The 24,389-nt window shown below is 36.6% G+C and carries 21 protein-coding genes; 17 read left to right on the top strand and 4 right to left on the bottom strand.

Translation table 11 applies throughout. The features are described 5' to 3' along the window. Window positions 1–246 precede the first annotated feature (246 nt). The 15 genes from spoIID (at window position 247) to C794_RS15970 (ending at window position 18,041) form a co-directional block, all read left to right on the top strand. Window positions 247–1,434: a stage II sporulation protein D gene (spoIID, locus tag C794_RS16040; protein ID WP_017798181.1), complete on the top strand. Its 1,188-nt coding sequence runs from the start codon at window positions 247–249 to the stop codon at window positions 1,432–1,434. Window positions 1,435–1,672: 238 nt separating this feature from the next. After that, entirely contained in the window at window positions 1,673–2,536 is an 864-nt protein-coding gene (locus C794_RS16035) for a stage II sporulation protein SpoIIQ (RefSeq protein WP_017798180.1), read from the top strand. Between the two features lie 253 nt (window positions 2,537–2,789). Further along, window positions 2,790–3,812, top strand: a complete 1,023-nt coding sequence (locus C794_RS16030) for an AimR family lysis-lysogeny pheromone receptor (RefSeq protein ID WP_017798179.1) — start codon at window positions 2,790–2,792, stop codon at window positions 3,810–3,812. A gap of 541 nt (window positions 3,813–4,353) precedes the next feature. After that, window positions 4,354–4,638, top strand: a complete 285-nt coding sequence (gene spoIIID, locus C794_RS16025) for a sporulation transcriptional regulator SpoIIID (RefSeq protein ID WP_011067356.1) — start codon at window positions 4,354–4,356, stop codon at window positions 4,636–4,638. 257 nt (window positions 4,639–4,895) lie between these two features. After that, window positions 4,896–5,897, top strand: coding sequence for a rod shape-determining protein (gene mreB, locus C794_RS16020; RefSeq protein ID WP_017798178.1), 1,002 nt, complete (start codon window positions 4,896–4,898; stop codon window positions 5,895–5,897). A 77-nt stretch (window positions 5,898–5,974) separates the two neighbouring features. Then, entirely contained in the window at window positions 5,975–6,784 is an 810-nt protein-coding gene (locus tag C794_RS16015) for a flagellar hook-basal body protein (RefSeq protein WP_017798177.1), read from the top strand. A gap of 21 nt (window positions 6,785–6,805) precedes the next feature. Then, on the top strand, window positions 6,806–7,636 hold the full coding sequence (locus C794_RS16010) for a flagellar hook-basal body protein (RefSeq protein ID WP_017798176.1): 831 nt from the start codon (window positions 6,806–6,808) through the stop codon (window positions 7,634–7,636). A gap of 99 nt (window positions 7,637–7,735) precedes the next feature. After that, window positions 7,736–8,068, top strand: a complete 333-nt coding sequence (locus C794_RS16005) for a DNA-directed RNA polymerase subunit beta (RefSeq protein ID WP_017798175.1) — start codon at window positions 7,736–7,738, stop codon at window positions 8,066–8,068. Window positions 8,069–9,025: 957 nt separating this feature from the next. Beyond that, a complete protein-coding gene (locus C794_RS16000; RefSeq protein WP_017798174.1) occupies window positions 9,026–9,550 on the top strand; it encodes a hypothetical protein in 525 nt (174 codons plus the stop codon). Between the two features lie 141 nt (window positions 9,551–9,691). Further along, window positions 9,692–11,398, top strand: coding sequence for a PucR family transcriptional regulator (locus tag C794_RS15995; protein ID WP_017798173.1), 1,707 nt, complete (start codon window positions 9,692–9,694; stop codon window positions 11,396–11,398). A 113-nt stretch (window positions 11,399–11,511) separates the two neighbouring features. Further along, window positions 11,512–13,086, top strand: a complete 1,575-nt coding sequence (locus C794_RS15990) for an esterase/lipase family protein (protein WP_017798172.1) — start codon at window positions 11,512–11,514, stop codon at window positions 13,084–13,086. Window positions 13,087–13,188: 102 nt separating this feature from the next. Next, window positions 13,189–13,950, top strand: a complete 762-nt coding sequence (locus C794_RS15985) for a sporulation protein (RefSeq protein ID WP_017798171.1) — start codon at window positions 13,189–13,191, stop codon at window positions 13,948–13,950. 350 nt (window positions 13,951–14,300) lie between these two features. Further along, window positions 14,301–15,497: a M24 family metallopeptidase gene (locus C794_RS15980; protein WP_017798170.1), complete on the top strand. Its 1,197-nt coding sequence runs from the start codon at window positions 14,301–14,303 to the stop codon at window positions 15,495–15,497. Between the two features lie 71 nt (window positions 15,498–15,568). Continuing rightward, entirely contained in the window at window positions 15,569–16,774 is a 1,206-nt protein-coding gene (locus C794_RS15975; protein ID WP_017798169.1) for a cystathionine gamma-synthase family protein, read from the top strand. Window positions 16,775–16,847: 73 nt separating this feature from the next. Further along, window positions 16,848–18,041 (top strand): amidohydrolase, encoded by a 1,194-nt coding sequence (locus C794_RS15970; RefSeq protein ID WP_017798168.1) that lies wholly within the window; start codon window positions 16,848–16,850, stop codon window positions 18,039–18,041. 70 nt (window positions 18,042–18,111) lie between these two features. On the opposite strand, the gene C794_RS15965 is transcribed toward C794_RS15970, so the two are convergent. Next, on the bottom strand, window positions 18,112–19,131 hold the full coding sequence (locus C794_RS15965; RefSeq protein ID WP_017798167.1) for an NADP-dependent oxidoreductase: 1,020 nt from the start codon (window positions 19,129–19,131) through the stop codon (window positions 18,112–18,114). Between the two features lie 144 nt (window positions 19,132–19,275). Between C794_RS15965 and fabZ the strand changes: the two genes are divergently transcribed. Beyond that, on the top strand, window positions 19,276–19,695 hold the full coding sequence (fabZ, locus tag C794_RS15960; protein WP_017798166.1) for a 3-hydroxyacyl-ACP dehydratase FabZ: 420 nt from the start codon (window positions 19,276–19,278) through the stop codon (window positions 19,693–19,695). A 124-nt stretch (window positions 19,696–19,819) separates the two neighbouring features. Further along, window positions 19,820–20,056 carry a hypothetical protein gene (locus tag C794_RS15955; RefSeq protein WP_017798165.1) on the top strand — a complete coding sequence of 79 codons (237 nt, stop codon included), beginning with the start codon at window positions 19,820–19,822 and terminating at the stop codon, window positions 20,054–20,056. Between the two features lie 638 nt (window positions 20,057–20,694). On the opposite strand, the gene C794_RS15950 is transcribed toward C794_RS15955, so the two are convergent. The 3 genes from C794_RS15950 to C794_RS15940 form a co-directional block, all read right to left on the bottom strand. After that, complete coding sequence (locus C794_RS15950; protein ID WP_017798164.1) at window positions 20,695–21,903, bottom strand: quaternary amine ABC transporter ATP-binding protein; 1,209 nt, start codon at window positions 21,901–21,903, stop codon at window positions 20,695–20,697. After that, entirely contained in the window at window positions 21,900–22,757 is an 858-nt protein-coding gene (locus tag C794_RS15945) for an ABC transporter permease (protein ID WP_017798163.1), read from the bottom strand. The genes C794_RS15950 and C794_RS15945 overlap by 4 nt, the downstream gene beginning before the upstream one ends. Window positions 22,758–22,849: 92 nt before the next feature. Continuing rightward, complete coding sequence (locus C794_RS15940; protein ID WP_017798162.1) at window positions 22,850–23,851, bottom strand: ABC transporter substrate-binding protein; 1,002 nt, start codon at window positions 23,849–23,851, stop codon at window positions 22,850–22,852. Between the last annotated feature and the right edge of the window lie 538 nt (window positions 23,852–24,389).

Genomic DNA, 24,389 nt, shown 5'->3' with positions numbered 1-24,389 from the left:
TTTTGAACGGAGCTAGCTTTTTTACGCCTTCTCCTTTAAAGAGAGAACAGTTGATAATATGTTAATTTATTTTTAGAGAAGGGCATATTTTTGTAAAAAGTGAATATACCAAACATATCAATGTTACAAAAAAATGAAGTTTTTCTTCTTCGCTAAATTTAAGGTCTATTTTTTCGAGTGACTGTATAGATTTATTAGTAGGGATGCTAGATTAGCATCAAACCTTAATGGCAAAGGAGGAAGGCTGTGCAAAAAAAGTATATAAAAAGAAGAAAACCATCTATCCAAAAGAAAATAATGATGCTCAAACAAAAAAAGCAACCATATGCCAGTCATCAAGAACCAGGGCTTAAAAAAATTGTGCCTTTCCGTAATCGAAAATCCCGGTATTTCCAAAATAAATCACCTGTTCCATGGAGATTAACGATGATCAGTTTTTTTGGAATTCTGATGATGTTTATACTGGTTGTACCAGCTATTGTAGTCAATCTCTCCAAAGATAATAGTGGAACATATTCACAAGCTAAAGAGAATCAAGCAGCGTCCCAAGATACTGAACAGGAAGTTGTCGATGTAGGTGGTTCTCCTTTTTCTGTAGCAGTAATGCGAGACAAGAAGGAGACCGTTGAGGATGTCCCTTTGGAAGAATATGTTGCGGGAGTAGTCGCATCTGAAATGTCTGCTGAATTTGAATTAGAAGCCTTAAAAGCTCAGGCTGTAGCCGCAAGAACATTTACAGTGAATCTACTACTACATGGGGAAGACAATAATCCATATGATTTAACTGACACAGTTAACCATCAAGTCTATAAGAGCCAAGATGAATTAAAGGACTTGTGGAAAGAAAATTATGAAGAAAATATGAATAAAATCAATAATGCGGTAAAAGAAACTAAGGGGCAAATCATTACGCATAACGATGCTCCTATCACTGCAGCCTTTTTCTCAACGAGTAATGGATATACCGAGAACTCGGAAGATTATTGGGAAACAGAAGTATCCTACTTAAGAAGTGTGGAAAGTCCTTGGGATAAAGAAGAATCTCCAAAATACACGAGTCAATCAATGTTTACACTTGAAGAGGTTTCCAGTGCTCTGGAAATAGACTTATCTGGAAATCAAACAGTGCCCATGGAAATAACTCGAACAGACAGTGGAAGGGTCAAAGACTTAGTTATAGCTGGAAAGACAATTTCAGGTAGAGAAGTTCGCGAAAACTTAGAACTCCTATCAAGTGATTTTACAGTAGAACAAAAGAATAATCATTTAGTATTTACGACAGAAGGTTTTGGCCATGGTATCGGGATGAGTCAATACGGTGCCAATGGAATGGCAAAAGAAGGAAAATCATATGAAGATATCATCCATTATTATTATAAGGATGTTGAAATAAATTCTGTTGACGATACAGCACCGACCCTCGTTTCAAGATAAAATGAGGGTTTTTTCCTGTTTAATTCGGCAAGAATATAAAATACATTCAAACAACAACTCGGAATTTTGCTTTATCATATCCTAAACTATAAAACTCTTTAAAAGATGGAATAACCGGGGATGTAACCATTTACTTTTCCCGAAATTGACTAAATCATCCACAAAATTTTAAATTTTTTTGCTCTGTATGTATATATTTTGATTTTTCTGCTCACAATGGTTGCAGAGGTGATGAAAAATGAATGAGGAATTCAAAGGGCCAAAAAATAAATGGCGCCAAATTTTCCGTAAGAAATGGTTTTTCCCAGCACTGTATTTAACCATTGCAGCAGTTTTATTAACCGCCGTAGTCTGGTATCAAAATATTGATTCTGATACAGCGGATGACAAATCTGCCGAAGATCATTACACACCAGTAATGAATGATGAAGATGCAGAACCAGTATTAGATCAGCAAGAAGTAATCGCAATGCCAGTAGCAAATGTAGATGAAGCAGAAATCGTAACTAAATTTTTTGACTACGACGCAGATCAAGAAGATCGTCAAAACGCACTAGTACTATATAATAATCGATACTATCAAAGTACTGGTGTAGATATTGCAGCAGCAAATGCAGAGACATTTGAAGTACTTGCAGCGATCAGTGGTACTGTAGAAGAAGTAAAAGAAGATCCATTGTTAGGTAATGTCGTTGTACTAGCACATGATGAAGATATAAAAACGTATTATGCTAGTCTTGAAGAAGTTTCTGTATCAGCAGGAGACAAGCTTACTCAAGGAGACAAGCTAGGTACAGCTGGAAAGAACATTTTTGGAAAAGATAATGGAACACATGTCCATTTTGAAATCCGTAAATCTGGTACGGAATTAAATCCAGAAAGTTACTTTAATCAACCAGTTAGTAGTCTTGCAAATGTAGAAGAAGATTCTGCAGTTACCGAAGAAGGCGAAACAGATGAAGCAAGTGAAGAATCGTCTAATGATGTGGAACAAGAAGATAACGCTGGGGAACAACCTGTAGAAGAAGATGTAGAAGAAGATTCTGATTCTGAATCAAATACAGATGAAGAGCCAGAAACAGAAGAAAACATCGAAGAATAATAGATGAGAGCCTGATTTCTATCAGGCTCTTTCTTTATGACCGCTAAGAATGCAGGATAATCTAGATAGTGGAAGCGTTGTGAGGTATTTTTGATTGTAATCGGTATTAACTTTCATACTTTATCCCTACGTATCAATGAATATGCGTAAATTGTCGAACGATATATTAATTTATTTATAATAATTTGTGGTAAGATAGTATTGTTTTTAAAAAAGAGGGAATTTTCCCTAAAAAGGAAAAGGATGAAGAAAATTGTTCCTCACGAATTTGATGGAATCTCATACGGAAGACTCGTTGACCGACATTGCATCAAGAGTTTACCATGAATATGATTTAACTGTTGCAAGGGATATAATGAAAGCGATTTGTATAAATAGCCCATCGAGCGAAATTCAGAAGACAGGAATGGAATATCTCTACATGAATGGATATTTTCGTGAGTTAGATCAGCTAATCGAGAAAAATCGTGAATCGATCAATCCTTCCAATAGGCTATGGGGCAATACGTATAGACTTATGCTGGATTTATTTAGCCAACGCACATCTCCTGATAAAACTCTTCACTACTTAGACTATTTCAAAACGAGATACACTATCAAGGAATCTGAAATTATATTATTAATTAAGCTAATAAGAGAAACTTGTTATTACTATAAACAAGAATATAGACGACTTGGAGATCTTATCGCTACATATGAAACACACTTGGACGAGGTTAAAGAACGCATTTTAGTCAACTTTTTTAAGGTACGTATTTATCGATTTCATATTGTTTTTCACATGGCAAGAAATGAGTTGATTATTGCAAGAAAATATGCATATAAAGCGTTAAATATTAATGAAAGTATCCTACTAGAGGCTACCATCCATAGTCATCTTGGTTTATCCTATACTTTTGATGCATATGAAAAAGGTATGTATCATTTAAAGAAAGCACAACAAATTTCCCGGAAATATAATATTACATTGTACGAGCATCGAATTGAAAATAATTTTATCCCGTTCCTTTCAGGTAAATTTAAAGAAGTTGATAAGGTACAATCTATCGATAAAGCGGAACAAGCCCATCTTGAAGTTGCGAAAGGCGACTATGATAAAGCATTGAAACTTTTAGAATCCGTCAATATTAAAACACCCTTACAACGATACTATTTAGGTTTAGCGAAACAAGATAAAGATATATTAATTCAATCCTATAATGAGTTTATTTTAGACAATAATGATTTTTTCTATAGTCGATTACCATTGGAGGCACTCGACTTATCTCACGGTTAGTAAACCTACCACATCAAGAAGGGTTGACAAAATAGGCGAAGTAAGAGGGTTGCTTTCCGTAAGTGTCCGATAAAGTTAAGATAAGATTACTAAAAACCAAATTATAATCTGGTGCAAAGCCGGTGATAATTTGGTTTTTTTGTTATATTAATCAAAAAAGAAGAAGCCACTGACAGTACCTTTATTTGCTTTATTTGGGAAAATAATTAATTTTAAATAATGCTCTGGTTTTTTTAAAGAACTATGTCAATAGTTAGCAAAACATAAAAAACATCCTGTCCATATTCTGAATTGTTAAAAATTAATCATAAACATCTGCCTTAAGTAATAAAATGTTACAAACCATGCAATCGAACTTTCTGAGGTGAGAGCTTGCGTTGTCTACTTCTTGCTCCACAAGGAACACTGGCCTACTTTTTATTTTTCTAGCAGCTACATATCCGGTCTATTTAGCATAATTTTCTATTTAGACAAACATAGCAACGTATAACACCCTGTCTCAAATTACACCTCGGAATTACAACTTAGGGAGGCGAACGGTGTGCATGATTACATCAAAGAGAGAACAATCAGAATAGGAAGACATGTTGTAGAAACAAGAAAAACCGTAAGAACCATTGCAAAAGAATTTGGTGTTTCGAAAAGTACGGTTCATAAAGACCTTACCGAACGATTACCAGAAATCAATCCCGAGCTAGCGATTCAAGTGAAAGAAATACTTGAATATCATAAAGCAATCCGACACCTGCGTGGGGGTGAGGCCACTAGACAAAAATACAAAATTGATGGGAAGCCATTAGAGACAGAGAAGAAGCCAGCAGGATAGGTTGATTTACTTAAGAAAGGAGTGCGTACAAAAACTAATCCATAAGATCCAATTTCATTCATAAACAGTAGGACAAATGACTTTATCTAGGTCAACCTACTGTTTTTCTTTTATGCTTAGCACATCCTATTTCCTACTTTTTAGACAAAAAATTTACGAATGTGCAGTTAATTGTGGATTTTTGTGGTAAAATATTATAATAGTAGCATTATGTCTTCGGACGGTGCAAGATTGTAACGCTAGGAGGATTTTGATTCATGTTTTCCAGAGATATTGGAATCGACCTTGGTACTGCCAATGTATTGATTCATGTAAAAGGTAAAGGAATTGTTCTAAATGAACCATCTGTCGTAGCGATGGACCGCAATTCTGGTAAAGTACTTGAAGTTGGTGAAGACGCGAGAAGAATGGTTGGACGTACACCAGGAAATATCGAAGCGCTTCGCCCATTAAAAGATGGAGTAATCGCAGACTTTGATGTAACAGAAGCTATGCTAAAGCATTTTATAAATAAAATCAATGTCAAAGGTGTCCTATCTAAACCTAGAATGCTTATTTGTTGCCCAACGAATATTACAAAAGTTGAGCAAAAAGCTATCAAGGAAGCTGCTGAGAAATCAGGCGGTAAAAAAGTTTACTTAGAAGAAGAGCCAAAAGTAGCTGCAATCGGTGCAGGTATGGAAATATATCAACCAAGCGGTAATATGGTTGTGGATATTGGTGGAGGTACGACAGATGTGGCAGTCCTTTCGATGGGAGGCATCGTTACTTCTGAATCAATTAAAATGGCCGGAGATAAGTTTGATATAGAGATCATGCAATACATTAAGAAAAAATACAAGTTACTAATTGGAGAACGTACAGCAGAAGAAATTAAAATAAATGTTGCTACAGTCTTTAAAGGTTCTCGCAAAGAATCAATGGATATTCGCGGAAGAGACATGGTATCGGGCCTACCAAGAACGATCTCTATTGGATCTGAAGAAATTCAAACAGCTTTAAGCGAATCCGTATCGTTAATTGTTCAAGCTGCAAAATCAGTATTAGAACGCACGCCACCAGAACTATCTGCTGATATTATTGACAGAGGAGTTATCTTGACTGGAGGCGGAGCATTACTTCATGGAATTGATCAATTGCTAGCAGAAGAATTAAAAGTTCCTGTATTTATCGCTGAAGATCCAATGGATTGTGTGGCTAAGGGTACAGGTATTATGTTAGAGAATATCGACAAAGTAGAAAAACGAAATATTAGCTAAACGTTTCGACCGTTCATACCGAAATTAGAAGTAGTATCAGTAAGCATGTACTTTCTAAATTGACGGGAGAGAATACCATGTTAAGAGGTTTATATACAGCTGCTAGTGGCATGATTACACAACAGCGGCAGCAAGAATCATTATCAAATAATGTAGCAAATGCGAACACTCCTGGATATAAAGCAGATCAAACAACTATCCGAGCTTTTCCAGAACTATTATTGCAGCAGACAGGCTCAAGTAAACAGATTCCAACAACACAAGGTGGAGTTAACTTCCCGGTAAGTCAGACAATTGGTCCGATTAATACGGGGGTTTACGTTCAAGAAACGGTACCTAACTTCGCACAAGGTGATGTTCAGGAGACTGGATTACCTACAGATGTAGCAATTATTCAAGGACAGGTTCCTGACGAAAATGGATTTCTTTTCTTTTCTGTTCAAAACGAAAATGGAGAAGAAAGGCTCACTCGTAACGGAAATTTTACTGTTGATGGAGAAGGTTTTCTTGTAACCAATCAAGGAAATTATGTTCTTGACGAAGCAGGTAGCCCAATTCAGACAAATGGTTTAGATTATGTTGTAACACCAGAAGGTTTTGTACAGACAGAAGATGGTGCATTCCCCTTAGGTATTCGCTATGTGGAAAATTCGAATGAACTTGTAAAAGAAGGAAATGATTTATTTGCAGGAGAATCAGTAGATGTACCAGCAGCTGCAACATTTTCTTTACAACAAGGTGCTTTAGAACAATCGAATGTGAATACGATGCAAACAATGGCAGATATGATGAATGCGTACCGACTGTTTGAAACAAATCAACGTGTCTTACGTGCATATGATGAAAGCTTAGGAAAAGCAGTAAATGAAGTTGGTCGTCTTGGATAAAGTTCTGGAGGGATTTAAACGATGTCGCAAATGATGATACAGGCTGCAGTAACGATGAATCAATTGCAGAACAAGCTCGATTTAATTGGTAATAATATGGCAAACAGCCAGACTACAGGCTATAAAAGTAGACAAGCTGAATTTTCATCTCTACTTACACAACAAGTGAATAATTTAACTGACCCGGCTAATGCTCAAGGGCGTCTTACGCCAGAAGGTATTCGCGTTGGTTCAGGAGCAAGGTTAGGTTCGACGAATATGAATCTGAATCAAGGGGCTATTCGAGAAACGAATCGAGATCTTGATGTCGCATTAACAAGTGAGAATCTATTATTCCAGGTTGAAGTAACCGAAAATGGACAGGTTGGAACGCGCTATACACGTGATGGATCATTCTATCTTAGTCCAATGGAGAATGGTCAAATGATGTTGACGACATCGGATGGTAATCCGGTTATAGGTAATAACGGACCAATTTCAATTCAAGATGGTTTTGATTCCATAGAAATAAATGAATATGGTCAATTGCTCGTTGAACGCAATGGTCAACAAACAATAGAAGATCAGCTAACGATCGTTGAAGCAATTCGCCCACGTCTATTAGAATCAACCGGTCAGAATTTATTTCAATTACCCAATTTAGAAGCACTAGGGTTTAATGCAGAAGAGATAATTCAAGAAACGAATCCGCAAACTGCGATATTACAATCCAAGGCATTGGAACAATCAAATGTAGATATCTCAAAGGAAATGTCAGATTTATTAATGACACAACGATTGTATCAATTTAATTCACGTACAATCACTATGGGTGATCAAATGATGGGTCTAGTCAATCAAATTCGCTCGTAATTCCACATCGCATCTCTTGCAGTTCGATGTAATTCTGCGTAAACTAAGAAACGTAATTTGTGAATATGTTGATTTGTATTTGAGTTAGGAGAAACAATCATGTCTACCAATGAAACCGAAAAAAAACAAACACGCCGTGCAGAGAATGAAAAAGCTGCTACTAGCAGTGAGGCACAAGCGGCTCAGAACAATCGTGACACACGCAAAAAGCAAAAGAAATTACAAAAAGAAGAGAAACGAAATGCAAAGTTTCCAAGAATTCGTGTATTTCCAATCTGGCTTCGAATTATAGTAATTTCTATTTTATGTGTTGCCGCTCTCGTGATTGGGCTCATGGTTGGTTATGGAGTTATTGGGGATGGATCGCCAACCGAAGTATTAAAAAAGGAAACATGGCAACATATCATTGATATTATATATAAAGCTGAATAAAATAAATCATAGACCATAAGCATGCATTCTTAATTTTAATTGAAATGCATGCTTTTTAAATGGTACGACATATTACTATATTGGGATTTGCGGTATGACACTAGTTCTTCAATATTCAAGGGCGGCTTGGGGACAATTTAAAATCCCTGTTATTATCTGTGTTACATAATTTTGTAGATTGCTATAATTTAAGAAAAGACATTTGTACGACTTGCATTTGGAAGCTTGCCTGTATTTATGTTCCCAGAGTTGGATCGTATAGGTTGATAAGGTAAGATAAAGTGTATTTATGTTCCCGGAATTGGCTCAGGTAGTATGACAAGGTAAGATAAAAGTTCAATAACTAAGTGTGGTTAGTCAATCCTCTTGTAATATATAATTGCAAAGCTGATGAGTGCCCAAAATCAGAAGGAAACGAAAATCTGGACACTCATAAAGGTGATGAGTGCCCAAAATCAGAAGGAAAGCGAGAATCTGGTCACTCATAAAGGTAATGAGTGCCCAAAATCAGAAGGAAAACGAAAATCTGGTCACTCATAAAGGTGATGAGTGCCCAAAATTAGAAGGAAAGCGAAAATCTGGTCACTCACAAAGCTGATGAGTGCCCAAAATCAGAAGGGAAGCGAGAATCTGGACACTCATAAAGGTGATGAGTGCCCAAAATTAGAAGGAAAGCGAAAATCTGGACACTCATAAAGATGATGAGTGCCCAAATTTAGAAGGGAAGCGAGAATCTGGACACTCATAAAGGTAATGAGTGCCCAAAATTAGAAGGAAAGCGAAAATCTGGACACTCATAACAGTGATAATTGTCCAACGTCGTCTCCTCTTCGCTTTCCCCCTACTAATTCCTTTCCCAAAACTACATATTTTAAGTAGATTTGCTAGAAAATGAATCTAAATAATCAATATTTCGTAGTAAGATAAAGGATAACTTATTAGAAAGGAAATAATTTTATGATACAGTATACATTAACTGAGAAATTCTTTTCGAAAAAGGCAATACATCTTGTTGATGAAAATGAAGAAGTTGTTGGTGAGATTACCGGTATTCGAAAAGAAGGATATGAACGAAATAATGTGTTTGATTTTAAACCAGTGGAAGGAAGTTCTACGATTGTAGGCATTAAAAAAAGAAATTGGAAGAATGTTATCCAACCGTCGTATGGAGTAATTCATGGTGACCAAACATACACTTTAAAAGATAAGCTTGGAGATAATCTCCTTTATTTTTGTGTGACGGGTGTAATCGAAAGTGAAGATATTTATATAGAAGAAGATTGGAAAGAGGATATTATTTTTAAAGTGAATAAACAAAAAGTAGCGGTTATTCGTCCTCCGAAATTGACAGGGAAAACGATTTTTAAAATAGATGAACAGATTTTACCAGACCACCGCTTATTTGGAGTAATTATATTAATGGTTTTTATGTATCAAATTTACAATAAAGAAGCTGCCTTTATAATGGATTTATTATTTTAATTAGAAAAATTCATAACTTGAAATTTCAAACTAATCCAAAAATAACTCCTCAATCTTTCTTTATTTTGTTAAAATATGAAAAAAGCATATTTCGATTAGGTAGAATCTTTTCTATTTCTAAATAGGGAGGAGTGTCAGCCAATGGGATTAACAGTAGAAGATGTTCTTTGTGAAGATTTGTTAATGGATGCTGAGGTAGTGACAAGTGAGTCACTAATAGGTAAGAAAAAAGTTCAATGGATTTCTGTGATTGAATTACCTGTAGAGAATTTTGTTCGAAAAAATGAAATTGTATTAACGACGGCAATTGGCTGTAAGGATGATCCCGAACAGTTTATTAAATTTGTAAAAGATGTAATTGAATCAAAAGCTGCTGCACTTATGATAGCGCTTGGGAGATTTATTTATGATATCCCAAAAGAAGTCATGGCAATGGCCGAGGAAAACGATTTTGTTATTATTGTTTTGCCGTGGGAAATTCGGTTTGCCAATATCGTAGAGACGGTTATGATGCAATTAACCGATGCAGAGAGTCAAGATCGAAAGCGATCTGAACGCATTCAACAAGAGTTGTTAAATCTAATTCTGGCAGAACGAGATTTAAATGATATTCTTACCTTTATTCAAGATGAGATGGAAGCAGCAGTTTTTTTATCGGATCGTTTTGGAAATCTGTTTGACAAAGATCTTTATAATGAAAAGGTTCAACAACAATGGAAGCAGAAAGTAGTAAATGGCAAGATTCCTCGCCAACAGACTGTTCAAAGTAATAATGATCCCCTTATTCAAAAGTTTGATCTTATAGAAGGAAAACAATCGCTTCTACAAATACCGATTCTACAAGTTTCTGGTGAGCCGCAAGGGTATCTTTTTGTAATGCTTCCAGAAGATGAAGTAACAGAAACCTTTTTAACAACGAATCGAATTCATATTATTGAGCATGCAGCTACCACAATTGCCCTTTGGTTATCGAAAAGAAATGCCATAGAAGAAACAAAAATTCGTCTCCGCAGCGATTTTGTTGATGAATTAGCGAAAGGGTATTTTCAATCACATGAAGAAGCTGCATCACGTGCTGGATTACTAGGGTATGAGTTGTATCATGAATATGTTTGTATTGTAGGTTTTGCGGAAAATATGGAGCGGATGTTTGAGAGAAGAATCCAAGAGACACATACATTTGATTCATGGAAGAAAAGCATGCACAGATATATAGAAGAAGAGATTATTTACGCGGCAACAACACTCGAACGTCAATGGTTGTTAACTCGAAATGAAGACGTATTTCTTATTTATCTGCAAGTGGAGCATCAAACTGACCATGAGTATGCAACTGATTTTTTAGACATGATTGATCGTCGCCTACAGAATCTCCTGCCAGAAATTGAGATGGTATGGGGATTAGGAAAAAGAGTTAAGCAATTCTCTGATTACCATATTAGTTATCAACAAGCACGTACGGCACTAAAAATTGGTTATCGCAAAGACAAGCGACGTACTTGGTATGATCAAACAGGTCTCGATCGAATTTTACTAAACCTCTATGAATTTGACGATATGTGGGAAATGATGAAAAATACGATAACACCTTTGATTAACTATGAAGCGGAACGCCAAATGGATTTGATTGGAACATTTACAGCATTTCATCAATATCGTGGAAATGTTAGCCAAACTGCTAGGTCATTACATTTGCATCGGCAGTCATTGCTGTATCGTTTACGCAAAATTGAATCCTTAACGGGGCTCTCTTTAAATAATTCGGATCATCTATTTCTATTGGAGCTATGCTTGAAAACATGGAGAATTGGAAATGAAGATATAAATGCTTCTTACTCCCCAAAATAAACTCATTAACCGTAAAATGAGAAGCTAATTTTCTAAATCTATGTTTATCTTCATCAGACAAGACATTTCGGCATACATATTCTGTGAAGTAAAAAACGAATGAGGAGGAAATTATGCAACTAATCTTGAAAAAAGTTGTTTTTCTTGTTTTGTTTTTCGTCTTCACGTTTGCGGCGGTTTGTAGTGTTTCAGCTTCAGAAGTTGATTCCCCTATATTAGTAGGTGAATCGAATGAAAGCGCTATATCAGGGAAAGTAGGTAATGGAAACGAAGAGACTCCTGGAGAGTGGTACGCTGGATCAACACCGTCAAATCCGATTCCGAATGCACCCGTTATTTTATTTGTGCCAGGACTTAATAATGTCGCACAGATTTTCTGGGAAGATAACGATATGTACCAAACCGTGCTTGATGCAGGATATCAAACTGCTTTTGTCCAATTGTATGACGCCGGAGGAGCTTCCGCTACAATGTGGGATAATGGTGAATTACTCGCGGGAAAAATAAGAGAAATCTCTATGCATTTTGATCGGCCTGTGACTGTGGTTGCCTATAGTAAAGGCGGGGTCGATACGCAGACCGCATTAACGTATTATGATGCATGGCAATACGTAGACAATGTTATTACATTATCTAGTCCTCATCATGGCTCACAACTTGCTGACTTAGCGTACAGTTCTCCTGCAGGTTGGTTAGCGGACCTACTTGGTGCACAAGGGGATGGAACATACGCGATGCAAATGGGATATATGGAAAATTTTCGTTCTGAAATGGATAATAAACCGTTCGCATATCACAACAATTATTACACATTAGGAGGAACGGGGTGGGGGTCTATATTTTCCTCTACATGGTTTGGAGGTATGTACTTATCACAGTTCGGGTCCAATGATGGAGTAGTTACGAGTGAAAGTAGTAGTCTTCCAGAGGGAAATCAACTAGCAGTGGAAAATTGGAATCATACTTCGATACGAACTGGTGAAAGTTTCGCTACATTTGAAAATTATTTAATGGGTAACGAAACAGTAGATAGTTTAGTTACACCTACAAAAAGTGCCGAATTAACTTCTAATAGCAATAATCAATGGATTTCCGGTGGGCCGTTAGTAGGTAAGAAAAAAGCTACTACTACTATTTCCGTTGAAAATGATGTCGATGAACTTGCTCTGCATTTAATGACTTCTAATCAATTATCTAACTTAAAACTCATAGATCCAGACGGGAAAGAAATAAATCCAAATGTGACAACGACAGATAATAAAGAAGGAATATTTGCAGGATCCATTAGTCATATGACCTTTATAGAATTTCCGAAAGCAGGAGATTGGAAGTTAGAACTTACTTCTTATCAACAGGATGCATTCGTATTGATGGTGGATTATAAAACAACGGAAAAAATAATTCACAATAGTAATGTAGAATTCAATGCAAATCAAAAGCCTACTTATCATTTGAAAGTGAATTCAGAAACGGTTCAGGAAAATACATTACAAGCTACGTATCATATAACTGAATCTGGGACGGATAATACAAAAACATATAGAACAACAGGCAAATCCATTTTAGCAGAGGAGTTGTCATTGGAAAATAAGAATAGCGTGTATAATATTACAATTGAAATAAACGGATTAACGAAAGCAGGGGAAAGATTTACTAGAACCATCGTTGATTCGGTATACGTAGACTAAATGAACGTAAGAAGAGATGAAGTAGATTCCATTTTCGATATCGTTGTAAAATCGTTTCAAAGAATAATGGAATGAATTGAAATATAAAAAGGGGAAATGATTATGTTTAACAAAATGTTATCTAGTATTGGAATTGGAAATACGAAAATAGATGCGCAACTGGATAAGCAAAGTTATATGGCTGGAGAAACTGTAAGAGGAAAGATATTAGTTACAGGAGGAAAAGTGGAGCAAGAAGTCGATCAAATTTATTTGTCAGTGAATACCAAGTATGTAAAAGAAAGTGATGATAAAAGATTTAACGTCAACGTTATCATGGATAAATTTAAAATAGCAGAATCATTTACGATTCAACCAGGAGAGTCTAAGGAGATACCATTTTCGTTTATTTTATCTCCTCAAACTCCATTAACAATAAGAGATAAAAATGTTTGGATTGATACAGGATTAGATATTAAAAAAGCAGTTGACCCTGGTGACATTGATTATATTCAAGTGAATCCATCGCAACTAGTCAATGCAGTACTAAAAGCTGTTGATTCACTTGGTTTTAAGCTTATTGAAGTAGAATCGAAAGAAGTACATCGTTCGTTTGGAAAACTTCCGTTCGTACAAGAATTTGAATTCAAACCTAGAAGTGGACAATATAAAGGCTTATTAGATGAGATTGAGTTAATCTTCTTACCAAGTGAAGATCAGGTTGAAATTCTTATGCAGATTGATAGAAAAGCAAGAGGATTATCTGGTTTATTCGCAGAAGCGATGGATCAAGATGAATCTTACGTAAGATTTACGGTAACAAACTCAGATAGCTCCACTGTACAAGAAACAATTCAAGAAATAGTAAACCAAAATATTCATTAACGAGAAAATACGATGGGAGCAGCTGCTAAACAGCTGTTCCTTTTTTATCCACATTTAACCGGCAGTAATAGCTTAGCTGAATGATGTTTTACTTTACCATATTTAACGATTTTCAACTGAACCAGTTATTCATACAATCGTTGATTTCCTATCCAATTTAGCGTTAGTACAAAAACACAAAAATCCAACCGCCAAGATATATTTTCTCCTCCCTCCCAACAAATCACTAGTGCTTATTTTCCAAACTGACTACAAACTTCTAGAAACTTTCATACAAAATGGTGAATATCATTTTAAATATTTAGAAAATATAATGAATTAACAAACAAAATTAAAAGGTGGTGTTTGACATGAATGTAGAAGTTGCGGAGTACATGGATAGGATGAAGCGCACGAAAGCAAAAATGGCTGAAAAAGGAATAGAAGTGCTACTTATTACAGACCCGGCAAATATGAATTATTTAACAGGGTTCGATGGCTGGTCATTCTATGTCGATCAAATGTTGGTACTGATGGATGATGAGGAGCAACCGATTTGGATAGGAAGAACAGCAGATGCAAATGCGGCAAAGGTAACGACATGGCTGTTTCATGAAAATATTATTCCTTATCCAGATACCTATGTTCATTCTCAAACGAGGCACCCAATGGACTTTGTAGCAGAAATTTTAACTCAGATAGGTCAAGATAAACGTAATATTGGTGTAGAGATGGATAGCTATTATTTTTCAGCAAAATGTTTTCAACAATTGAATAAAGGTCTATCAAATGCAACATTTTTGGATGGTTCACTTATCGTAAATTGGGTACGTATCATTAAGTCACCAGCAGAAATCTTGAAGATGGAAAAAGCTGGAATCATTGGAGAACATGCTATACGTGAAGGTATAGAAATGGTAAATGCCGGGGTTAGAGGTTGTGATGTTGCTGCTAAGATAAGTCATGAACAATTAAGTGGTACGCCTGAATTTGGGGGAGATTATCCTGCAATCGTACCTTTACTACCAGCAGGAGAGCGAACTTCCACTCCACACCTTACATGGACGGATAAACCATATCAGCAGGGTGAAACAGTAATTTTAGAGTTGGCAGGATGTTATCAGCGCTATCATGCTCCAATAGCTCGAACTGTTCAAATTGGTCAGCCATCGACAAATATGAAGAACTTATCAGAAGTGGTCATCGAAGGGTTGAATGCTTGCTTAGACTTTATACAGCCAGGAGTAGCTTGTGAAGAAATTGAAACGGTTTGGAGAAAAACAGTAGAAAAACATGGCGTTACGAAAGAGTCGAGATTAGGGTATTCGATGGGATTAAATTATCCTCCAGATTGGGGTGAGCATACAGCTAGCATAAGAACAGGAGATAAAACGATTCTTGTACCAAATATGACCTTTCACTTAATACCAGCGATTTGGTCGGAAGGGGATAGTTTTGAAATTAGTGAATCATTCTATGTAACAGAGAATGGTTGTAAGACCTTTGCAAACCTGCCTAGAGAACTGATGATTAAAGACGGATTTGCAAACCTTGATTTTGTTGGTTAATGCTAAGGAACTCTGATGACGTTGATGCAAGTATCGGTATAGCAAACAATTTGAGAAAAGGAAGTGATGATATGACAGATAAGAAGCAAGTAGACGTAGGTACAGAAGCAGTTTGGGCAGGAGAAAAGGAGTACCTTGTACATGGAGCAACGCAAGTCCCTGTTGTCCTTAGTGTTGCCTATAATTATGACGATATGGATGAATGGTATGATGTGGCTATTGGGAAGAAGAAAGGCCATATATATGGAAGAAACACAAACCCAACCGTGCAAGCATTCGAAGATAAAGTAAAGCAGTTAGAAGGAGCAGAAGCTGCTACTAGTTTTTCTACAGGAATGGCTGCTATAAGTAATACACTATCTACTTTTTTATTACCGGGGGATCGAATTGTTTCGATTAAAGACACTTACGGAGGAACGAATAAAATATTCACTGAATTTCTGCCACGCCAGCAGGTAGAAGTAATGTTATGTGAGACAGGGGATCATGAACAAATTGAAAAAGAGGTAAAAAAAGGCTGTAAGATTCTTTATTTAGAATCTCCCACAAATCCTACAGTAAAAATTACAGATTTAAAGAAAATGGCAGATGTAGGAAAGCGAGCTGGGGCAATTGTGATCGTCGATAATACGTTTGGTACGCCAATAAATCAAAATCCATTAGCACTTGGTGCAGATTTAGTTATTCATAGTGCTACAAAATTTTTAGGCGGCCATGCTGATGCGTTAGGGGGAGTAGTTTGTGGTCCTGAACATTACGTAGAGCAAATCTATCATTTCCGTGAAATTAATGGTGCGACAATGGACCCAATGGCTGCGTACTTAACATTACGTGGCATGAAGACACTGCATCTACGCGTTAGAGAACAGTCATTTAACGCAATGCAATTAGCAAAGTTTTTACAGCAGCAAGATATTGTAGAAGATGTGTATTACCCAGGGTTACCGACACATCTGTACCATGAAATTGCAAAAGAACAAATGAAAGACTTTGGAGGCATGCTGAGCTTTTCGGTAAAAGGTGGTGTGGACACGGTAAGAGAATTACTACCGAAGCTACAGTATGCACATCGGGCAGCAAATTTAGGGGCAGTGGAAACAACGGTTGGTCCTGCACGTACAACAAGTCATGTGGAATGTACACCCGAGGAACGTGCTGCAATGGGAATCCCAGAAGGACTCATCCGTGTCTCTTGTGGTATCGAATATATAGATGATATATTGGAAGACTTTTCTCAAGCTTTTGCTCAGCTAGAAAATAGTTTGGAAATTTCTTAATAGAACATCGCTGACAATTGATATTGTCGGCGATTTCCCTATCAAGAGAAATTAAAAAGGAAGGGATGCGAATGTGAGTGTGTATTGTAAAGTACTTGAATTTGAAGATCAATTAATCGAATGGAGGAGAGAGTTGCATCAGTTTCCTGAACTAAGTTTCGAAGAATTTCGTACTTCTGAGCGGGTAATGGAAATTTTGCAAGCGATGGAACATATTAACATAGAAAAAGGTGCAGGCACGCCTACAAGCATAATTGCAACCATTTCAACCGGAGAAGGTCCAACTGTAGCACTGCGAGCAGACATGGATGCCTTACCGATTCAGGAACAAACGAATACTCCTTATGAATCCCAGAACCCAGGTGTGATGCACGCGTGTGGGCATGATGCACATACAGCAATATTATTAGGAGCGGCGAAGGTTTTATCAGATCTCGTTGAAACAGAGAGTTGGAAAGGAACGATTAAACTTATTTTTCAACCTGCGGAAGAGGCACAAGATGAGCATGGTCTATCAGGGTCTCCATATCTACTACAAGCAGGCGTATACGATAAGGTCGAAGCAGCATTTGCACTACATATGTGCCCGTGGAAAAAATCAGGTCAGCTTCTAATCAATGATGGATTTAGCATGGCGAATGTTGATGAATTTGAAGCAACTATCTATGCGACAGGGGGACATGGTGGTTATCCAGAAAAATCAACCGATCCAATCTGGATGTTATCGCTTGTACTTCCGGGTTTATATGGGATCATTTCCCGTCGAATAGCAGCAGCAGAAAAAGGTGTTATTTCAGTAGGGGAAATTCGTTCTGGGAATGCGACCAACATTATTCCTGCTAAAACAAGTATTCGTGGAACGATTCGAAGCTATACTCCTGCAATACGAGACCAACTTGAAAGAGAGTTACATCAAGTATTTCAAATGGTACATTCTTTGGGTGGAGAATATCAATTGAACGTTTCAAGAGGAGAGCCGGCTTTATACAATGACCCCTATCTAAATCAAATTGTACGTCATTCGGTAAGGAAAATACAGAAGCACATAGATGTATTCGAAGAGGCTTTTGGAATGGGTGGAGAAGACTTTGGATATGTATCACAGAAACTGCCAGCTACGATGTTTTTTCTCGGTTGTGCATTAGATGAAGGATACTCGCGTGATTTGCATACACCTGTCTTCGATATCGATGAGTCCTCATTCGTATTAGGAGTAGCAATATTAGTAGAAAGCGCAATTGCACGTACAAAGCAGACTATTATCTAAAAAAATGATGAATAAATGTCCGGACTAACTATATCGTTAGCCCGGACATTTTTGATATTAGTATCCTAATTTAAGAGGAAGTTTCACTTACTTTTACAAGTTGCTTCCCTTTGTTTTTTCCTTCAAATAAGTTTAAAAATGCAGTAGGTGTATTTTCAAAACCTTCAATGGTCGTTACTTCATACGATAATTTATCTTCAGCAATCCAGTTTGCTAAATCTTTGGTTGCTTCAGGAAACTGTTCTTGGTAGTCACTAACGATAAATCCTTTCACGGTAGTGCGTGTCTTAAGAATTTTCGGTAATATGCTTGGACCGTAGTCTTCACCTGGCTTCAAATTGTATGTGGATATAGCGCCACATAATGGAACACGAGCAAAATCATTTAATAGGCTTAATACATTGTCAGTTACTTCTCCCCCCACATTATCAAAATAGACATCAACGCCATTTGGACAAGCTTTTTTTAGCTGCTGTTTAAAGTTTGATGCTTTATAATTTACTGCTTTATCAAATCCTAATTGATTCTCTAAATAAGCTATTTTTTCATCAGTACCTGCAATGCCGACTACATTAGCACCTTTAATTTTGGCAATTTGCCCAACTGTAGAACCTACTGCTCCAGCAGCTGCGGATATTACTACAGTCTCCCCTTCTTTAGGCTGACCAATGTCTAACAAACCAAAATAAGCAGTGAGACCAGTCATACCTAGCACACTTAGATATGCAGTTAATGGTGCTATAGATGGATCTATTTTTTCAACATATGATGCAGAGACTACATTATATCGCTGCCAAGGAAACATCCCGCGAACAAGGTCACCTTTAGAAAACGAGTCTGATTTAGAAGTTACTACTTCGCCGACAATCGTACCATTTATGGGCTTATCTACTTCAAATGGTTTCACATATGATTTTCCAGCACTCATTCGTCCACGCATATAAGGATCAACAGAAAGATAAACAGTTTTGATAAGGACTTCACCATCATTTGGTTCATTAATCGGTATATCTACAATATCAAAATGTTCCTTTGTAGGAGTTCCTTCTGGACGTTTGGCTAATTTTATTTGTTGATTTTGTTCTGACATGAGTCTATTCATCCTTCCTATTTTAATGATTGTACAAAGTATTTACCCATCTTTACATTATTCCAAAACATTTACAAGTATTTCTTTCCCTATCTATATTCGCTATAATAGGAATAAATGCTACATAGAAGGAGTCGAATCAATATGGACGTGGAACAAATTAAAGAAATTATCCCACACCGTTATCCATTTTTATTAGTGGATAAAGTAGTGGAAATACAAGAAGGCGAAAAAGTTACTGCATTAAAAAACGTATCAGTAAATGAACCATTTTTCCAAGGACACTTTCCAGAATATCCGGTGATGCCAGGTGTACTAATTCTGGAAGCACTCGCGCAAACTGGAGCAATTGCTGTTTTGAATATAGAAGAAAATAAAGGAAAAATTGGTTTTCTTGCAGGAGTAGATAAATGCCGCTTTAAACGTCAAGTAAAGCCCGGTGACCAACTAAATTTGCAAGTAGAAATCATACGAATGAAAGGTCCAATTGGGAAAGGAAAAGGAATTGCAACTGTAGATGGTGAAGTTGCATGTGAGGCTGAAATTACCTTTGCTATCAAATAATATTTTCGGATGTTGATACACATCAATAACCAAAAAAGATCTCGATTTTTTTAGAAAATGTATTTTTTTCCTATCTTTGGTTAATATAATCACGAAAGTTGATCATTAAAGGAGGAAAATACCTATGAAGAAATTTCTTATGCAGTTTGGTACAGCAGCTCTAGCATTATCGTTAATTACTGCTTGTGGGAATACAGATAATCAAGAGCCTGCGGATAACCAGGACCCTATTGAAGAAGAAGTACCATCTGATGAAGGCGGTATGAACGAACAAAATGGTGGAGATACCAACGAAAATGGTGGGTTTGAAGATAATCAACCTGAAGATGGCGAAATGCAAGACGAACAAGATCAACAATAAAAAGAGAAGCTTGTAGAGTATGCACTAGAACTCTACAAGCTTCTTTTATTATTGCATCGAAAATTATAAAATTGTGTGGTGGGTGAATAATTAAATAACTGAACCAGTCATCTCCAATGCAAGCGCCCAGCCATTTTGGAGGGTGAGTAATCGCAGCTCCAAACTTCACCCAGCTCCATTACGATAAAGAAGACTTGCCGAATGTAATTTATGAGGCTAGTCGCACTTATACCCAGGGGTGAAAAGAAGACTTGCCGAATGTAATTTATGAGGCTAGTCGCACTTGCAATCTGAGTGAAGGACAACATCGGTTCTCTTCCAGTTCACCTTGTTTTTTCTCAAAGGAAGAGATTAAAATATATCATAAAGTTTTAGTCAAAAGATAATTGATAATTAAAATAGGCGTAAGAAATATACGAAGGATCCTGTGGGAGCAAGGCATAGGTGAACCGCCGCTGGATAAGCGGAGTATATTTATGAAACGATTTTCAAATCAATTCATACGGGATTATCTTTTGAGCAAATATTTTTTGTCCCAACCCTCACTCCTAAAAAAACAGGGGAGCAGTTTGTATATTGCTACACGGACGCTTGCGCCTTTGTTCTAATTGAGACCTCCCAACTCATGCTAGTAAAGGTTATCCATGATATTCATCGCTTTCATCCACATCATCGGAAGTTAATCCAGAAAGTACGTGAACACGAAGAATGTAACCAATCAGTTTATTTTCTTCATTAACGACCGCTAGTGGAAACATCGACTCCAAAGCTTTAGGAATTAAATCATTAATATATTCCTCTTCCTCTACAATCGTAATATCGGTACGAACAATATCTTCTAATGATTTTTGCTCTTTAATTCCTTTGATTGCATCATCGATGGTGACAATACCTTTAATATGTCTGCCTCGTTCAACAACAAACACACTAGAGATTCCATTTTCTTTCATCTCACGGACGGCAACATTTAGTCCGTCTTTCATAGAAACAAGTGCGTTTGGCTTCGTCATGATATGAGAAGCTTGGAACACCTTGGATCGATCGATATCCTTGATAAACTCAGAAATATAATCATTTGCAGGAGTTGCGATAATTTCTTCTGGTGTTCCGACCTGTTCCACATGTCCGTCTTTCATCACAGCTACGCGATCCCCAATTTTGAATGCCTCATTAACATCATGTGTAATGAATATAATCGTTTTTTGCAAGCGTTCTTGGATATCTAGAAGCTCTAATTGCATTTCACGGCGAATAAGTGGATCGAGCGCACTGAATGGTTCGTCCATGAGAAGAATATCAGGGTCATTGGTTAATGCCCGAGCCAGACCGACACGTTGTTGCATTCCACCAGATAATTCATCAGGATATTTATCTTCGTATCCTTTTAATCCAACCGTTTCAATATTTTTTAGTGCAATTTCTCTGCGCTCTTCTTTAGAGAAGTTACGGATTTCCAATCCATATTCGACATTAGCTAAAATGGTACGATGATTAAATAATCCAAAATGCTGGAAGACCATAGCTATTTTTTCTTGGCGAACTTTCTTTAACTGTTCCTTATTATGTTTTGTGATGTCCTCATCGTCAATAAAAATTGAGCCATCCGTTGGTTTATTTAGAAGGTTAAAACAGCGAATTAATGTTGATTTTCCACTTCCCGAAAGCCCCATAATAACAAAGACTTCTCCTTTTTTTATATCAAAAGAAGCATTATATACACCAACTGTATGATTGGTTTTCTTTAGTATTTCTGCCTTTGACATTCCTTCTTTGACCATTGGAATCACTGATTTAGGTTTTGGACCAAATATTTTTGATACATTTTCTACTTTAATATGGGTTGTCATGCTCTATCACCCTGTCTTTGGAATTTTTGTGCAATACCGTTAGTAATACGGTCAATGATAACAGCTAAGAATACAATACTGATTCCTGCTTCGAATCCTAATGCGATATCAATACGGTTAATCGATACAAGTACTTGTTCACCTAAACCAGAAGCACCAACCATTGATGCAATAACAACCATCGATAATGCCATCATTGTTGTTTGGTTCACTCCTGCCATAATTGTAGGAGTTGCTTGTGGTAATTGTACTTTTTTCAATGTTTGCCATTTTGATGAACCAAATGAATGTGCAGACTCGATTATCTCTTTGTCTACTCCACGAATGGCAAGTTCCGTTAAACGAATAACGGGAGGCAATGCATAAATCAGCGTTGCAAAAATGGCAGAAACATTACCTAAGCCAAAGAAGAAAATCGCTGGAATGAGGTAGACAAAACTTGGCATCGTCTGCATTGCATCAAGTACTGGACGGGCTATAGTTGAGAATAGTCTACTAAATGACATTGCTACACCAATTGGTATTCCGATAATTAAACAAATGATTACTGCAGTGAGAATAATCGAGATAGTAATCATCATATCTTCCCATAATCCGAATGTACCGATTATAAAAATAAACGCACCATATAGAATACCGGAAAATGCAGATTTAAAATACCATCCTAGTCCAAAAATAATAATGATGAATAACCACCATGGTAAAAACATTAATCCATCTGTCATAAGATTAATCGAACGAGATGCGATAAAGAAAATAAAATCAAAAAAAGCTTCAAATGTAGTATCAATAAAATTAACAGCTTGATCCACATACTTACCAGCTTCAAACTCTATATCAGGAAATATACCCATAAGCGTCGATACTGCTACAAGCAGTTCTACACCTCTCTTTCATTTTTTAAAATAGGAAGAGCAGCCAACCAAATGGCAAGCTGCTCCATGAATTATTGTAATGATTCTTGTACTGCAGTCGCTACATCTTCAGGAACCCAGCTTGACCAAATATCTTCATGTTCTTTCATCCACCATTCAGCTGCTTCCTCAGGTGATGCACCGTTTTCTTCCATATAATTTAATGCTTCTTCCGTTAGTGCACTGCTTGTTTCATAGTTCTTCAAGAATTCCGTTACTTCCGGAGCTTGTTCAGGGAAATCTTTATGAACAGCTATAACTACATCATTTGGAGGGAATTCTGTGCTTTTATCTTCGTTCCATTGCTCTTCATCATATGGATCTTCTTTTAGTAACGTTAAATCGTATTTTGCAGTAATTGCAGTTGGGGACCAGTAGTAACCAACCCAACCTTCTCCTGCTTCATATGCACTTGCTAAATCTGCAATGATTGCAGCATCGGAACCAGGTCCAAAGTTATTAAATGTCTCTCCCAAACCATATGTTTCAAATTTTTCATTAATCGCTTGTTCTACAGCCCAACCACTCGGAGCGTTGATTAGACGTCCTTTGGAAGGATCCTCCGGGTCTTGGAAAACTTCTGGATATTTCTTTAAATCTTCCACTGTTTCAAGGTCAGGAGCAAGCGGTTCAATTCCTCTATCTGGATCACCTTCGATTACATAAGACGGTACATAAAGTCCTTGTACATTATCATCAAAGTTTACAGAAAGTTGTTCGATATCACCAGATTCAATGGACTCTTCATATAATTCTTTAATATTATCTGTCCAAACTTCTGTATATACATTGATATCTCCATCACGTAAACCTTGCACGGTCGCAGCTGTTGAACCAGATGTAACATCTGTATTGTAGTCATATCCTTCTTCGATAATTCTTTGGGCAATACTGTTATGTACTTTAATACTATCCCAACCTGCATCAGCTAAAACGATCGTATCGATTTCACTTTCACTGTCGCTTGAAGAATCTCCACAGGCAGCAAGTAATAGTACAACAGCAGCCATCAGTAATAAGAGCTTTTTTTTCATTTTTCTATGTCCCCTTTTAATTATTTTTAAGTAAACGTATAAAAATTGGCTAAACATTATGAATAGCCAACTCTAGATCTAACTGACTAATATCCGATGTGACTCTCCTTAGTTCATAACACTATAATGAAAAATTGGTAGCTTCCTAATTAATCTGTCAGTTCTTATGTGTTGATGAAAAGATGAACGGCATTTTTATTAGAAAAGAATGAAATTTGTCAATAGTGAAATAATAAATTGAGAACGTATTCAAGTTACATACGAAATATGTAAGAAGAATCCAATAAGGAAGTTATTCAAACTTTGATCTGAGGGATTTTATACCGCTTGATAACTCATTGCGTTTACATTCATTTATTGTATCGAATTGTTAAAATTGGCTCAAATGGATTAAAACACGATATCTCGTGAAATACATAAGTTATTTCTCCCTAGAGTAATAAGAACCATAAATCCTATATATTTTGAAGCAAATGCTCGGTTATACTCATTAATTGACGAATGTTTTACGTATATTCGTATAATTGAAGAGGTGAAA

It is taken from the genome of Oceanobacillus kimchii X50, from assembly GCF_000340475.1.
GTDB classification, from domain to species: Bacteria; Bacillota; Bacilli; order Bacillales; family Amphibacillaceae; genus Oceanobacillus; species Oceanobacillus kimchii.
The sequence above is the reverse complement of the archived record's forward strand: the minus strand, read 5'-3'. Positions and strand labels throughout refer to the sequence as shown.

Excerpts from the sequence above, each read along its gene's own strand:
- C794_RS16000 (WP_017798174.1), top strand. The coding sequence starts at position 9,026 with ATGATACAGTATACATTAACTGAGAAATTCTTTTCGAAAAAGGCAATA.
- C794_RS15975 (WP_017798169.1), top strand. The coding sequence starts at position 15,569 with ATGACAGATAAGAAGCAAGTAGACGTAGGTACAGAAGCAGTTTGGGCA.
- C794_RS15965 (WP_017798167.1), bottom strand. The coding sequence starts at position 19,131 with ATGTCAGAACAAAATCAACAAATAAAATTAGCCAAACGTCCAGAAGGA.
- C794_RS15985 (WP_017798171.1), top strand. The coding sequence starts at position 13,189 with ATGTTTAACAAAATGTTATCTAGTATTGGAATTGGAAATACGAAAATA.
- C794_RS15950 (WP_017798164.1), bottom strand. The coding sequence starts at position 21,903 with ATGACAACCCATATTAAAGTAGAAAATGTATCAAAAATATTTGGTCCA.
- C794_RS15995 (WP_017798173.1), top strand. The coding sequence starts at position 9,692 with ATGGGATTAACAGTAGAAGATGTTCTTTGTGAAGATTTGTTAATGGAT.
- C794_RS16005 (WP_017798175.1), top strand. The coding sequence starts at position 7,736 with ATGTCTACCAATGAAACCGAAAAAAAACAAACACGCCGTGCAGAGAAT.
- C794_RS15945 (WP_017798163.1), bottom strand. The coding sequence starts at position 22,757 with ATGGGTATATTTCCTGATATAGAGTTTGAAGCTGGTAAGTATGTGGAT.
- C794_RS16035 (WP_017798180.1), top strand. The coding sequence starts at position 1,673 with ATGAATGAGGAATTCAAAGGGCCAAAAAATAAATGGCGCCAAATTTTC.
- C794_RS16015 (WP_017798177.1), top strand. The coding sequence starts at position 5,975 with ATGTTAAGAGGTTTATATACAGCTGCTAGTGGCATGATTACACAACAG.
- C794_RS15990 (WP_017798172.1), top strand. The coding sequence starts at position 11,512 with ATGCAACTAATCTTGAAAAAAGTTGTTTTTCTTGTTTTGTTTTTCGTC.
- C794_RS15955 (WP_017798165.1), top strand. The coding sequence starts at position 19,820 with ATGAAGAAATTTCTTATGCAGTTTGGTACAGCAGCTCTAGCATTATCG.
- C794_RS16010 (WP_017798176.1), top strand. The coding sequence starts at position 6,806 with ATGTCGCAAATGATGATACAGGCTGCAGTAACGATGAATCAATTGCAG.
- fabZ (WP_017798166.1), top strand. The coding sequence starts at position 19,276 with ATGGACGTGGAACAAATTAAAGAAATTATCCCACACCGTTATCCATTT.
- C794_RS15980 (WP_017798170.1), top strand. The coding sequence starts at position 14,301 with ATGAATGTAGAAGTTGCGGAGTACATGGATAGGATGAAGCGCACGAAA.
- mreB (WP_017798178.1), top strand. The coding sequence starts at position 4,896 with ATGTTTTCCAGAGATATTGGAATCGACCTTGGTACTGCCAATGTATTG.
- C794_RS15940 (WP_017798162.1), bottom strand. The coding sequence starts at position 23,851 with ATGAAAAAAAAGCTCTTATTACTGATGGCTGCTGTTGTACTATTACTT.